Annotated in this window: 16 protein-coding genes; all 16 read right to left on the bottom strand. The window is 61.7% G+C overall.

Annotation, left to right across the window (positions count from 1 at the left end):
* Positions 1–57 precede the first annotated feature (57 nt).
* A complete protein-coding gene (locus ACFWXH_RS05590; RefSeq protein WP_379118191.1) occupies positions 58–357 on the bottom strand; it encodes a DUF1905 domain-containing protein in 300 nt (99 codons plus the stop codon).
* 19 nt (positions 358–376) lie between these two features.
* Positions 377–994 carry a riboflavin synthase gene (locus ACFWXH_RS05585; RefSeq protein WP_379118188.1) on the bottom strand — a complete coding sequence of 206 codons (618 nt, stop codon included), beginning with the start codon at positions 992–994 and terminating at the stop codon, positions 377–379.
* The gene (gene ribD, locus ACFWXH_RS05580) at positions 994–2,073 is read right to left on the bottom strand and encodes a bifunctional diaminohydroxyphosphoribosylaminopyrimidine deaminase/5-amino-6-(5-phosphoribosylamino)uracil reductase RibD (protein ID WP_379118972.1); all 1,080 of its coding nucleotides are present in this window, start codon (positions 2,071–2,073) and stop codon (positions 994–996) included. Before ribD ends, ACFWXH_RS05585 begins: the two co-directional genes overlap by 1 nt.
* Before the next feature lie 51 nt (positions 2,074–2,124).
* Entirely contained in the window at positions 2,125–2,589 is a 465-nt protein-coding gene (gene nrdR / locus ACFWXH_RS05575) for a transcriptional regulator NrdR (RefSeq protein ID WP_379118186.1), read from the bottom strand.
* 332 nt (positions 2,590–2,921) lie between these two features.
* Entirely contained in the window at positions 2,922–4,355 is a 1,434-nt protein-coding gene (gene phoA / locus ACFWXH_RS05570) for an alkaline phosphatase (protein WP_379118184.1), read from the bottom strand.
* A 139-nt stretch (positions 4,356–4,494) separates the two neighbouring features.
* Entirely contained in the window at positions 4,495–5,163 is a 669-nt protein-coding gene (locus ACFWXH_RS05565; protein WP_379118182.1) for an ankyrin repeat domain-containing protein, read from the bottom strand.
* A 191-nt stretch (positions 5,164–5,354) separates the two neighbouring features.
* The gene (rplQ, locus tag ACFWXH_RS05560) at positions 5,355–5,780 is read right to left on the bottom strand and encodes a 50S ribosomal protein L17 (protein ID WP_054311499.1); all 426 of its coding nucleotides are present in this window, start codon (positions 5,778–5,780) and stop codon (positions 5,355–5,357) included.
* Positions 5,781–5,884: 104 nt separating this feature from the next.
* Positions 5,885–6,895 (bottom strand): DNA-directed RNA polymerase subunit alpha, encoded by a 1,011-nt coding sequence (locus ACFWXH_RS05555; RefSeq protein WP_054311498.1) that lies wholly within the window; start codon positions 6,893–6,895, stop codon positions 5,885–5,887.
* 101 nt (positions 6,896–6,996) lie between these two features.
* Positions 6,997–7,386: a 30S ribosomal protein S11 gene (rpsK, locus tag ACFWXH_RS05550; protein ID WP_024924781.1), complete on the bottom strand. Its 390-nt coding sequence runs from the start codon at positions 7,384–7,386 to the stop codon at positions 6,997–6,999.
* 115 nt (positions 7,387–7,501) lie between these two features.
* Complete coding sequence (rpsM, locus tag ACFWXH_RS05545) at positions 7,502–7,870, bottom strand: 30S ribosomal protein S13 (protein WP_054311497.1); 369 nt, start codon at positions 7,868–7,870, stop codon at positions 7,502–7,504.
* A gap of 199 nt (positions 7,871–8,069) precedes the next feature.
* Complete coding sequence (locus tag ACFWXH_RS05540; protein WP_054311496.1) at positions 8,070–8,663, bottom strand: adenylate kinase; 594 nt, start codon at positions 8,661–8,663, stop codon at positions 8,070–8,072.
* On the bottom strand, positions 8,660–10,000 hold the full coding sequence (gene secY / locus ACFWXH_RS05535; RefSeq protein WP_054311495.1) for a preprotein translocase subunit SecY: 1,341 nt from the start codon (positions 9,998–10,000) through the stop codon (positions 8,660–8,662). The genes ACFWXH_RS05540 and secY overlap by 4 nt, the downstream gene beginning before the upstream one ends.
* A gap of 128 nt (positions 10,001–10,128) precedes the next feature.
* A complete protein-coding gene (rplO, locus tag ACFWXH_RS05530) occupies positions 10,129–10,602 on the bottom strand; it encodes a 50S ribosomal protein L15 (protein WP_054311494.1) in 474 nt (157 codons plus the stop codon).
* 17 nt (positions 10,603–10,619) lie between these two features.
* Complete coding sequence (rpmD, locus tag ACFWXH_RS05525; RefSeq protein WP_054311493.1) at positions 10,620–10,817, bottom strand: 50S ribosomal protein L30; 198 nt, start codon at positions 10,815–10,817, stop codon at positions 10,620–10,622.
* Positions 10,818–10,842: 25 nt separating this feature from the next.
* Positions 10,843–11,412, bottom strand: a complete 570-nt coding sequence (rpsE, locus tag ACFWXH_RS05520) for a 30S ribosomal protein S5 (protein WP_054311492.1) — start codon at positions 11,410–11,412, stop codon at positions 10,843–10,845.
* A gap of 152 nt (positions 11,413–11,564) precedes the next feature.
* Positions 11,565–11,924 carry a 50S ribosomal protein L18 gene (gene rplR / locus ACFWXH_RS05515; RefSeq protein ID WP_054311491.1) on the bottom strand — a complete coding sequence of 120 codons (360 nt, stop codon included), beginning with the start codon at positions 11,922–11,924 and terminating at the stop codon, positions 11,565–11,567.
* Positions 11,925–11,987 lie beyond the last annotated feature (63 nt).

The raw sequence follows: 11,987 nt of genomic DNA, 5'->3' as shown, positions 1-11,987 counted from the left end.
CGAAGCAACCGCATCCATGAACGGCCATCTGAAGGCGATGGAGCCGCGCACCGGCTATCAACGCTGCGCCGGCTGAACTCTCATCTCGACGGAAATCGTATCGCCTGCCGTCAGGTTGAGCTTTTGCCGCACCTTCGCTTTCAGCGGCAAAAGGTAGCTCTCGTTCTTCGGGAACAGCGATGTCGAGAACGTGACACCGTTGATCGTTGCCTCGACCGGTATCATCCCCCAGCCGTAGGTCACGAACGTCGAAAGCCGTTTTATCTCGTCACCGCACTGCGGCGGTACCGGCGCAAAGAAAAATGGAGACGGTCCCCGCCAATGAACCACCGTCGCCTCAAACCGGAACTCAGACATCGCGCCCCCTAAGGTGGCCCTAAAGTCCCTCTTTCGCAGCCTCCGCCAGCCGCGCCGCATAACGCGCCATGGTGTCGATCTCGATGTTGATGCGATCGCCAACCTGCCGGTCCGCCCAGGTGGTCACCTGCAGCGAATGGTGGATCAAAAGCACGTCGAAATGTGTGCCTTCCACCTTGTTCACCGTCAGCGAGGTGCCGTCCAGCGCAACCGAACCCTTTGGAGCGATGAATCTGGCCAGTTCGCGCGGCGCCTCGAGCGTGAAGCGCACGGCCTCTCCCTCGTCTTCGCGTGCCACAATCAGTGCGGTGCCGTCGACATGGCCGGACACGATGTGGCCACCCAGCTCATCACCGATCTTCAGCGCGCGCTCCAGGTTGATGCGGCTACCGGCCTTCCAATCGGACGCGGTGGTCAGCCTCAATGCCTCTTCCCAGGCCTCGACTTCGAACCAGCGGGCGTTGGAGCCCTGCTCCGGCAGCGCGGTCACAGTCAGGCATACCCCGCCGCAGGAGATCGAGGCACCGATGTCGATGGTGGTAGGATCATAGCTGGTGTCGATGCGCAGACCGACGCCTTCCTTGCGGGGGCTCACCGCAGCCACGGTGCCAATATCTGTCACAATGCCAGTGAACATCAGAAAATATCCCTTACCCATTCGGCGCAGTGATCCTCGCCGAAGCTGATCTCGCGCAACTTGCGGAAGCTAGCCGGAATGCCGGTGGCATCGATGGGTGAAGCGATCCCGCCGTCGCCGATTGCCTCCGGCCCGGTGAACAGGATGATACGGTCGACCAGTTCTTCGTCGAGAAAAGCCCTTGCGACTTCCGCACCACCTTCGACCAGCAAACTCGCCATGCCAAGCGCGGCCAAGTCCTCCATCAGCTCCGGCAAGGCGATACGGCCGTCTACCGTTTCGGTGCCGATGAAGCGCACGCCGCGCCGCTCCAACGCCGCCTTGCGCTGAGGATCGGCTTCGGCGCAGGCTGCGATGTAGAGCGGCACACGATCCACCTCGGCCACCAGCTTGGCTGTTTCAGGCAAACGGATGTGACGATCGAGCACGATTCGCGCTGGCGAACGTCCTTCCAGCCCCGGCAGGCGAACAGTAAGCGCAGGATCATCCTCAAGTGCCGTGCCGATGCCGATCAGAACCGCATCCGCTTCCACACGGATCAGGTGCACCTCGCGGCGCGCGGCATCACCGGTGATCGAGACCTGGCCAGCGCCCTTGCGGCCGATCATACCGTCGGCGGAAAGGGCAAGTTTCAGAATCACTTCCGGCCGCTTCCTGAGGGAGCGGATCAGGTACCCCGCCATCTGCTCGGCCGCCTCTTTGGCAAGAACACGCTCGACGACCTCGACGCCGGCGTCGCGCAGGATGGCATAGCCCTTGCCGGACACGCGCGGGTCAGGATCGCTCGCGGAACCGACCACCCGCCTGATGCCGGCGGCTGCCAGCGCATTCGCGCAAGGCGGCGTGCGGCCATGGTGGGCGCAGGGTTCCAGTGTCACATAAGCAGTAGCGCCCTTGGCCAGCGGGCCAGCCTCGGCCAGTGCCTCGGTTTCTGCATGCGGGCGTCCGCCGACCGCGGTGACGCCGGTACCGACGATCATCGGGCCACCGCCATCGTCGCGCACGATAATGGTGCCAACGGAGGGATTGGTGGCAGTACGGCCAAGGTTGCGCCGCGACAGCCGGATCGCCGCGGCCATGAAACGGCGGTCGAGAGCCTGCTGTTCTGGACTGCTATGCGAAATCACGACCTATCCAGCGTCCTCGTCGCCCTTCAGCTCGCCCAGCACTTCGTGGAAATCCTTGGCCTCGCGGAAATTGCGATAGACCGAGGCGAAGCGGACATAGGCGACGTCGTCCAGCGACTTCAGCGCATCCATCACCAGACGGCCAACTTCCGCCGACGGGATTTCTGTTTCGCCCGAACTTTCCAGCTGACGCACGATGCCGGTGACGGCGCGGTCGATGCGGTCGGGATCGACATTGCGCTTGCGCACCGCCGTCTCGACCGAGCGGGCCAGCTTGTCACGATCGAATGGCACCTTGCGGCCGGATTTCTTGATGACGACGAGGTCACGTAGCTGCACACGTTCGAATGTGGTGAAGCGGCCGCCGCAGTCGGGACAAACGCGGCGCCGGCGGATGGCAGCGCCATCTTCGGCAGGACGCGAATCCTTCACCTGCGTGTCTTCGGACTGGCAATAGGGGCAGCGCATGGCGGGCCTTGGCTAACGATTCTGATTGCGCGCGAGGCTAGAGGGTTTCCGACAAAGTAGGAAGCGCGGAAGCGGAATCCAACAGCGTCGCCCTCACCCATTTTCCCCGCTCGGTAAAAGGCCGCCAAAATGCCTTCGAATGCGCCTTCTCGGCGACCCGGCCAAATCCTCACAGGCATAAAAAACTGGCGGTTTTCGTCATGAAAACCGCCAGCACGTTGAGCCAGAATCATTTCGTCTTGAAATTTACGAAGATCGCAATTCTGCCTGCGCTTTGCGACAGGTGCCGTCAGTGCCCTCTCCCCGTATTGCGGGAAAAGGGCAAGGCCCTGTCAATCAGCCAACTTCAACGCGTCACGGATCGTGAAGAACATGTCGGTCTGGTCGGTCAGGCCGGCGAAGTTGGCCGCATGCGGACCAAAGGCCGCGACGCGCAGCTGCGCGCCGGTGTGTTCCTGGTCCTCCTCGTCTTCCGACGTGCCGTAGTTGATGGTGAGGACCGTGCCGTCCTTGGTGTTGAGTGCCTGCGTGAGGCCCGGTGACTTGGTCTCGTTCGGGATGATCTGGCTGGTGTGGGCGTGATCTGCGGTGACGATAACCAGCGTCTTGCCATCGGCCTTGGCAAAGTCGAGTGCGACCTGCACGGCTTCGTCGAGATCGACCGTCTCGCCGATCTGGCCGCACGGATTGGCTGCATGGTCCTGCTTGTCGATCGAAGCGCCCTCGACCTGCAGGAAGAAGCCATTGTCGTTGGTCTTGAGCAGATCGATCGCCTTGGTCGTCATTGCAGCCAGTGTCGGAACGGTGGCAGCGCGCTCGGCATTCGGCTCACAGGTCACAGCCGGCTGATCGATGTTGCCGTGGTGGGTCGCCTTCGGCCCCTTCCAGCGTACCGGCATATTGCCTTCCGAGAAGAGGCCGAGCACCGGCTTGTCGTTGTTTGCCACGGTCAGGGCCTTGAGCTCGTCGGCATTGGTAACAAGCTGGAAGCCGCGCTCCTTGGCCTGATCGAGCAGGGTCTTGTCTTTCCAGTCGCCGGCCTTAGCCGTTTCGCCGAAGCTCTTGGCGCCGCCACCCAGCACCACATCGGCGCGTGTGTTCAACAACTGCTCCGAGATCGAGCCGAGGCCGCCATTTTCCAGTGCGTTGGCCGGGCACTTTTCAGCAGTCGCAGCCGGGCCGTAGCATTTGCGCTGCGTGACGTGGGCAACCTGCACGGCCGGCGTGGCATCCTGGATCTCGGCGGTGGACACGTTGCCGGTGCCGATGCCGGCAGCCTTGGCGAGTTCGATCAATGTCTTGTGCGGCTTCTCCTGGATGTCGACCGAGATGGCGCCGTTGTAGGACTTGGTGCCTGTCGCCCAGGCCGAACCCGAAGCTGCGGAATCGGTGACGTAGCTTGGCTTGCCGCTCTTCTTGTCGATCGAATAGTGCGTGTACTGGCCGGTGACAGGCAAAGCGTCGATGCCTTTGAAGAAGCCTCCTGCGCCTTCGGCAACGTTGCGCGCCACCGTGATCTCGGAATCGCCCATGCCGTCGCCGATGAGCAGAATGACGTTCTTCACCTCGCCACCCTGGATGTACTTCTGAAGTTCTGCAGTAGCCTCACCGGTCAGACGCCGTGCGCCACCCCGCTGGGTGATGTCGCCCTTGGCGCCGCGCTGCAGGTAGGCATCGGCGGCATCTTGTCCGTGAACAGTTCCGGAAATGAGAAGCGCGGAAAGCGCTGCCGTAGCCAGCAGCGAACGCCTGATGAGAGTGGTCATGGTCGTCGGTCCTTCAAACGGTGATAGATCTCTCCCGAGACCCGCCCTCACCGTTTTGTTGGAAAGCCATGACCGGCAGATGACAGCCGGGCTACGGTTCGGTGACCATCCCCGTTCGTCGGGATGGCCGACCCGACAGTCAGCGTACGCCCTCGGCAATCCTCTGAGCGATGGCATCGTAACCGCGCTGCCGGGCGTGATCGAGCGTGCTCACGCCATCATGATCAGGGATATCCTTGGCGCCGGCACTGAGCAGAAGGTCGACGATCTGCTGCTGCACGGGACCTCCGTCCCCCAGGATCACGGCCTCCATCAACGCCGTCCAGCCGAGATCGTTGACGTGGTCGACGTCGATATCGGTCCCAAGCAGGATCGCGACGGTTTCCGGATAGCCATGATCCGCGGCAGGGATCAAGGCGGTACCGCCGAAGCGGTTGGTGTCCTTCAGATTGGCCTTGCCGGAGGCGAGAATGGCCTTCAGGATGTCGTTTCTGCCCTCGGCACCCGCATAAAGAAACGGCGTGTCGTGGATGTCGTCCTTGGCATTGACGTCGGCGCCCGCCTCGATGAGCAACTTTGCCGCTTCGGCATTGTCGGCATGGGTGGCAATCAGCAGCGCCGTGCGACCCTTGCCGTCGCGTTGTTCCAGGTCTGTGTCCGCTGTCATCGCGGCCTTCAGTGCCGAAATGTCACCGCTGGTGATCGCTTCGATCAACATGGATGGTGCCTCCTTGGCCTCGGCGACGACAGTGCCGCCGGTAATCAGTCCGATGAGGAACACGACGACGCGAAGAATATTCGGGAGCATTTCTGCGACCTTTCCCTTAGAGCGCCACGCCTCACACAAGGACGCTCTAACGCTCTCAAACCGCGCATCGTGCTTAAAAAAATCGATTTCGATTTTCGCACCGATGCGTCGGCCGCAGCTCATGTGGGATTTGCGCAACAAAAAGGGACCCCTCGGGGCCCCTGAATGTCTTTCAAGAAAGTCCGAAAGGCTTAGGCCGCTTCGGTCTCGGTCGCTTCCGTCTCGACGCGAGCGCGGTCAGCAGCGCCCTTGGCCGAGGTATCGCGGTCGACGAACTCGATGACCGCCATGGCGGCGTTGTCGCCCTTGCGGAAGCCTGCCTTCATGATGCGCAGGTAGCCGCCGTTGCGTTCCGCATAGCGCGGCGCAATCGTGTCGAACAGGCGCTTCACGACCGGCTCGTTGCCGATCTGGGCAATGACCTGACGGCGGGCATGCAGGTCGCCGCGCTTGCCGAGCGTGACCAGCTTCTCGACGATCGGACGCAGGTCCTTCGCCTTCGGCAGGGTGGTGACGATCTGCTCGTGCTCGATCAGAGACACGGCGAGATTGGCGAACATCGACTTGCGGTGGCTTACGCTGCGGGCGAAGCGACGGCCTTTGAAACCGTGGCGCATGGCTCTTTTCCTTCTTCAGTTGTTCAAGAGGCCACGGCCTCTGATGGTTTTCCGCATGACCGTCGGATCGAGCGGCTCACGCCGCCGATCCTTGGAATTCATGCTCAATATTGGTCTTCGTAACGCTTGGCGAGGTCTTCGATGTTTTCCGGCGGCCAGTCCGGTACTTCCATACCGAGGTGCAGGCCCATCGCAGCCAGAACTTCCTTGATCTCGTTCAGCGACTTGCGACCGAAGTTCGGCGTGCGAAGCATTTCCGCTTCCGTCTTCTGGATGAGGTCGCCGATGTAGACGATGTTGTCGTTCTTCAGGCAGTTGGCCGAACGCACCGAAAGCTCCAGTTCGTCGACCTTCTTGAGGAGCGACGGGTTGAAGGCGAGTTCGGTGACGGCTTCGGTCGCAACCTCCTTCTGCGGCTCGTCGAAGTTGACGAACAGCGACAGCTGATCCTGCAGGATGCGAGCGGCGAAAGCCACTGCGTCCTCACCCGTGACCGAACCGTCGGTCTCGAGCGTCATGGTCAGCTTGTCCTTGTCGAGCTCCTCGCCGTGGCGGGTGTTCTCGACCTTGTAGGAGACCTTCTTGACCGGCGAATAGAGCGAATCGACCGGGATAAGGCCAATCGGCGCGTCTTCGGCACGGTTGCGTTCGGCCGGGACATAGCCCTTGCCGGTGTCGACCGTGAACTCCATGCGGATCTCGGCGCCCTCGTCGAGGGTGCAGATGACATGGTCGGGGTTCAGGATCTCGACATCGCCCACAGTCTGGATGTCGCCAGCGGTGACGGCACCCGGGCCCTGCTTGCGCACGACCATGCGCTTGGGACCATCGCCTTCCATCTTGATGGCGATTTCCTTGATGTTGAGAACGATGTCGGTCACGTCCTCGCGCACACCGCCGATGGACGAGAATTCATGCAGAACGCCGTCGATCTGCACGGCGGTGACGGCCGCGCCACGCAGCGACGAAAGCAGCACGCGGCGCAGCGCGTTGCCCAAGGTCAGGCCAAAGCCGCGCTCAAGCGGCTCGGCGACCAGCGTCGTCAGCGTCTTGCCCTTCGACGAGAAGTCGATCTTGTTGGGCTTGATCAGTTCCTGCCAGTTCTTCTGGATCATTTTCTGTCCTTCCGTTTCCCCACCACCATCCAATCGTGGCGGGCGACCTGGAAACCATTCGGGAACGCACGAGGCGTTCCCGACGGTGTTCGAAAAAGCTGTTAGACGCGACGCTTCTTGCGCGGGCGGCAGCCATTGTGCGGGATCGGCGTCACATCACGGATCGAGGTGATGGTGAAACCGGCGGCCTGCAGCGCGCGAAGAGCCGATTCACGACCCGAGCCCGGACCGCAAACTTCGACTTCGAGCATGCGCATGCCGTGTTCCTGCGCCTTCTTGGCAACGTCTTCGGCAGCCATCTGGGCAGCGAACGGGGTCGACTTGCGCGAACCCTTGAAGCCCTGGGCGCCAGCCGACGACCAGGCAATCGCGTTGCCCTGCGCGTCGGAAATGGTGATCATGGTGTTGTTGAAGGTCGAGTTGACATGAGCGACACCCGACGAAATATTCTTGCGTTCGCGGCGACGGACGCGTGCGGCTTCCTTGGCCATGGTAGTCCTTTCAGTTGATCTCTACACCGCCGTAATGCCAGCGGCTACACCGGAGCGAGTAGTGGATAGAGAATAGCGAGTAGGTTTCCCTATTCGCCATTCGCTATTCGCTCAATTACTTCTTCTTGCCGGCAATCGCCTTCGCCGGGCCCTTGCGGGTGCGGGCGTTGGTGTGCGTGCGCTGACCGCGCACCGGCAGCGAACGACGGTGACGCAGGCCGCGGTAGCAGCCGAGGTCCATCAGACGCTTGATGTTCATCGAAACTTCGCGACGCAGATCGCCCTCGACCTGGTAATCGCGGTCGATCGCCTCGCGGATCTGCAGCACTTCGGCGTCGGTCAACTGGTTGACGCGGCGCTCGGCGGGGATGCCGACTTTGTCGACGATCTCCTGGGCAAACTTCTTGCCAATGCCGTGAATATACTGAAGCGCGATGACGACGCGCTTGTTGGTCGGAATATTGACGCCGGCTATACGGGCCATAACTTCTCTTTCTCCATTTGGGCCGGACGACAACGTCGAACCGGCGCTTTTTACGTGAACCCGCGTCCGGTGGAGGCCGGCCCTTGCGGGAGTTCCTGTTCAAAGCGGCTGCCTTGTCCTCACGGACAAGCAAAGCTCATGCCTGATAGGGAGACGGGCCGCCATACTCCAGCAGCCCGGCCCAGTCAAGCTGAATTGTTCATTTCTGGACAGCAGCAGCCAGAACGGTTTCAATCTGCCCGGTCACGGCGTCGATATCAGCCATGCCGTCGACGCCTTTCAGCATACCCTTGGCATGGTAGTAGCCGATGAGCGGTGCGGTCTTCTTGTAGTATTCGCGCAGACGCTCTTCAAAAACTTCCGGGTTGTCGTCCTTGCGCACCGGCTGCCCGGCTGCCGCCGCTTCCTGCGCGCGCTTGACGATTCGGCCGACCAGAACCTTGTCGTCGACAACGAGTTCGATGACGGCATCCAGCTTGAGCTTGCGCTCGGCCAGCATCGTTTCCACCGCATCCGCCTGGGCCAGTGTGCGCGGATAACCGTCAAGAATGAACCCCTTGGCGCAATCAGCCTGATCGATGCGCTCGGCAACGATCGCATTGACGATAGCGTCGGACACCAGTTCACCGGCATCCATGACTGCTTTCGCCTTGAGACCGACCGGTGTTTCAGCTTTGACCGCAGCACGCAACATATCTCCGGTGGAGAGTTGCGGAATGCCGTGTTTTTCGACCAGTCGCTGCGCTTGCGTCCCCTTGCCCGCACCAGGCGGGCCAAGCAATATCAACCTCATCTACCCCTCTTACCTCCGCGCAGCTTCGACTTCTTGATCAGACCCTCGTACTGATGCGCGATCAGGTGACCCTGAATCTGCGCAACGGTGTCGAGCGTTACACTGACAACGATCAGAAGCGAAGTGCCACCAAGGTAGAACGGTACGCCAGTGGCCGAAATCAGGAACTCCGGCAACAGGCAGATGACAACCAGATAGATGGCGCCGATCACCGTGATGCGGGTGAGCACATAGTCGATATATTCGGCGGTGCGCTCGCCTGGGCGATAACCGGGAATAAAACCGGAATGCTTCTTCAGCTGGTCGGCGGTGTCTTTCGGGTTGAAGACGATCGCCGTGTAGAAGAAAGCGAAGAACACGATCATTGCAGCATAGAACGCCATGTAGAGCGGCTGGCCGTGACCGAGCGAGGCCAGGAGAGCGTTCGCCCAGCCCGGCAGGTTGGTCGTGCTCGAAAAGCCCGCGACGGTCGCCGGCAGCAGCAGCAGTGACGAGGCGAAGATCGGCGGAATGACGCCTGAAGTGTTGAGCTTCAGCGGCAGATGCGAAGTATCGCCCTGGAACATGCGGTTGCCGACCTGACGCTTCGGATACTGGATCAGAAGCCGGCGCTGGGCACGTTCGAAGAACACGATCAGCGCGATGACCACGATGGCCAGCACGATGATGGCTAGAATCAGCGGTGTCGACAGCGCGCCGGTGCGGCCGAGTTCCAGCGTGCCGGAAATGGCGCTTGGCAGGCCGGCGACGATGCCGGCGAAGATGATCAGCGAGATGCCGTTGCCGATGCCGCGGGCAGTGATCTGCTCGCCCAGCCACATCAGGAACATTGTGCCGCCCACCAGGGTGATAACGGTGGAGATGCGGAAGAACATGCCCGGATCCGTAACGATGCCGTTGCCGTTCTCAAGTCCCGCCGAAATGCCGTAGGCCTGCACGATGGCAAGCAGCACGGTGCCGTAGCGGGTATACTGATTGATGATCTTGCGGCCCTGCTCGCCTTCCTTCTTCAGCGCTTCCAGCGACGGAATGACCGAGGTCATCAGCTGCATGATGATGGAAGCGGAGATGTAAGGCATGATGCCCAGCGCAAAAATCGCCATGCGCTGCACGGCACCGCCGGCGAACATGTTGAACATGCCCAGCACGCCCTTGGACTGCGACTGGAAGGCCTGCGAGAAAGCGGCCGGATCGATGCCTGGAAGCGGGATGTAAGTGCCAAGGCGATAGACGAGGAGAGCGCCGATCGTAAACCAGATGCGCTTCTTGAGATCCTCGGCCTTGGCAAAGGCCGCGAAATTGAGATTGGATGCTAGTTGTTCAGCAGCCGAAGCCATGGAAATTTCTCCGCCAGATGACGCGGGAGCGCCCGCTTCGGGCAGCGCCTATCACCGAGCACCGGACATAGGCTCGGCGGTGCCAAGATGCAAGCGGCCGCGTCGAGCGCGGCCGCTTGTCTGAGATATTATTCGGCAGATGCCTTTTCGGGCAGCTTCACCGAACCGCCGGCCTTCTCGATCTTCTCGACGGCGGCTTTCGAAGCGCCGGCCACGTCGAAGGTGAGCTTGGCCTTGAGTTCGCCGTCGGAGAGGACGCGCACGCCGTCCTTGAGGCGGCGGATGACGCCGGCCTTGACGAGTGCCTCACCGGTCACGGTTTCCTTGGCGTCAAGCTTCTTCGCATCGATCGCCGTCTGAATGCGGGCGAGCGACACGGTAGCGAAGCTCTTGGCGAAGATGTTGTTGAAGCCACGCTTCGGCAGACGGCGGTAGAGCGGCATCTGGCCACCCTCGAAGCCGTTGATGGCAACGCCGGAACGGGCCTTCTGACCCTTCACGCCGCGGCCGGCGGTCTTGCCGGAGCCCGAGCCGATGCCGCGTCCGAGACGCTTGCGAGCCTTGGTCGCGCCGTCCTTGTCACGCAGTTCGTTGAGTTTCATGGTCGTTCTCCTGCGGCTTACTTCTCGTCCACAACGCGGACGAGATGCTGGACGGCCGCGATCATGCCACGCACGGAAGGCGTATCTTCGAGCGTGCTCTTGCGGTGCATCTTGTTGAGGCCGAGGCCGACCAGCGTCGCGCGCTGTTCCTTCGGCCGACGGATCGGCGAACCGATCTGCTCAACGGTGACGGTCTTGGTAGCTTTCTTGGCCATGTTGGTGGTCCCTCTAAGCTATCGACTATTCATCAGCCGCAACGGCATTGCCGCGGCGGGCCTGAAGGGTCGAATACTTGATGCCACGCGCAGCAGCCACATCCTTCGGATGCATCTGGCGCTTCAGGGCGTCGAAGGTGGCGCGAACCATGTTGTACGGGTTCGACGAGCCCATCGACTTGGCGACGACGTCGTGCATGCCGAGCGTTTCGAAGACAGCGCGCATCGGGCCGCCTGCGATGATGCCGGTACCCTGCTTGGCGGTGCGCAGCAGAACCTTGCCGGCGCCCCAACGTCCCTCGACATCGTGGTGCAAGGTACGGCCCGAACGCAGCGGGACGAAGATCATGTCGCGCTTGGCCGATTCGGTCGCCTTGCGGATCGCTTCAGGCACTTCGCGCGCCTTGCCGTGGCCGAAGCCGACGCGGCCCTTCTGGTCGCCGACGACGACGAGCGCGGCGAAGCCGAAGCGACGGCCACCCTTGACCACCTTGGCGACGCGGTTGATGTGTACGAGCTTGTCGACGATGCCGTCGTCGCGCTCTTCGCGGTCACGGCCACGTTCGCGGCCGCCTTCCCTACGTTCCTGTGCCATATCCTAGTCCTTGTTCTTTTCCGGAAGCACGGGTTGCTGAAATGCCGGCGCCCCTTTTCGAGGTCGCCGGCGGCGAAAAACTTGCGCCTTCTGCACGATCCGTTCCGAAATGTCAGCCCCTTTTTGAAGCCGGCATTCGGAAAGGCTCAGGCTTAGAAGTTCAGGCCACCTTCGCGGGCGGCTTCGGCCAGCGCCTTGACGCGACCATGATAGATGTACGAGCCACGATCGAAGACGACGTCCTTGACGCCAGCCTTGATCGCACGCTCGGCGACCAGCTTGCCGACGGCAGCGGCAGCCGCGGTATCGGCACCCGTCTTCTTGCCGGCCTTGAAGTCCTTCTCCAGGGTCGAGGCGGCTGCAATGGTCTGCCCCTTGGCGTCGTCGATCACCTGAACATAGATGTTCTTCGAGGTGCGGTGCACCGAAAGACGCGGGCGACCGTTGGCGACTGCCTTGATCTGGCGACGGATACGCGCCGAGCGGCGCAGAGTGGCTTCCTTGGTTGCCATAGTCGTGATTCCTGCCTTGTAAGACGGGGGTTGCCCTGTGCGGTAGGTTTCTCTCCTCCCGCG

Origin of the sequence: Mesorhizobium sp. NPDC059054, from assembly GCF_042739215.1 — a bacterium.
Lineage (GTDB): Bacteria > Pseudomonadota > Alphaproteobacteria > Rhizobiales > Rhizobiaceae > Mesorhizobium.
The sequence above is the reverse complement of the archived record's forward strand: the minus strand, read 5'-3'. Positions and strand labels throughout refer to the sequence as shown.

Coding starts and splice junctions, on each gene's coding strand:
- rpsE (WP_054311492.1), bottom strand. CDS start 11,412: ATGGCACAGGAACGTAGGGAAGGCGGCCGCGAACGTGGCCGTGACCGC.
- rplR (WP_054311491.1), bottom strand. CDS start 11,924: ATGGCAACCAAGGAAGCCACTCTGCGCCGCTCGGCGCGTATCCGTCGC.
- ACFWXH_RS05540 (WP_054311496.1), bottom strand. CDS start 8,663: ATGAGGTTGATATTGCTTGGCCCGCCTGGTGCGGGCAAGGGGACGCAA.
- nrdR (WP_379118186.1), bottom strand. CDS start 2,589: ATGCGCTGCCCCTATTGCCAGTCCGAAGACACGCAGGTGAAGGATTCG.
- rpsM (WP_054311497.1), bottom strand. CDS start 7,870: ATGGCCCGTATAGCCGGCGTCAATATTCCGACCAACAAGCGCGTCGTC.
- ACFWXH_RS05585 (WP_379118188.1), bottom strand. CDS start 994: ATGTTCACTGGCATTGTGACAGATATTGGCACCGTGGCTGCGGTGAGC.
- rplO (WP_054311494.1), bottom strand. CDS start 10,602: ATGAAACTCAACGAACTGCGTGACAAGGACGGCGCGACCAAGGCTCGC.
- rpsK (WP_024924781.1), bottom strand. CDS start 7,386: ATGGCCAAGGAAGCCGCACGCGTCCGTCGCCGCGAACGCAAGAATATT.
- secY (WP_054311495.1), bottom strand. CDS start 10,000: ATGGCTTCGGCTGCTGAACAACTAGCATCCAATCTCAATTTCGCGGCC.
- rplQ (WP_054311499.1), bottom strand. CDS start 5,780: ATGCGCCACGGTTTCAAAGGCCGTCGCTTCGCCCGCAGCGTAAGCCAC.
- ACFWXH_RS05565 (WP_379118182.1), bottom strand. CDS start 5,163: ATGCTCCCGAATATTCTTCGCGTCGTCGTGTTCCTCATCGGACTGATT.
- phoA (WP_379118184.1), bottom strand. CDS start 4,355: ATGACCACTCTCATCAGGCGTTCGCTGCTGGCTACGGCAGCGCTTTCC.
- ACFWXH_RS05590 (WP_379118191.1), bottom strand. CDS start 357: ATGTCTGAGTTCCGGTTTGAGGCGACGGTGGTTCATTGGCGGGGACCG.
- ACFWXH_RS05555 (WP_054311498.1), bottom strand. CDS start 6,895: ATGATCCAGAAGAACTGGCAGGAACTGATCAAGCCCAACAAGATCGAC.
- rpmD (WP_054311493.1), bottom strand. CDS start 10,817: ATGGCCAAGAAAGCTACCAAGACCGTCACCGTTGAGCAGATCGGTTCG.
- ribD (WP_379118972.1), bottom strand. CDS start 2,073: ATGGCCGCGGCGATCCGGCTGTCGCGGCGCAACCTTGGCCGTACTGCC.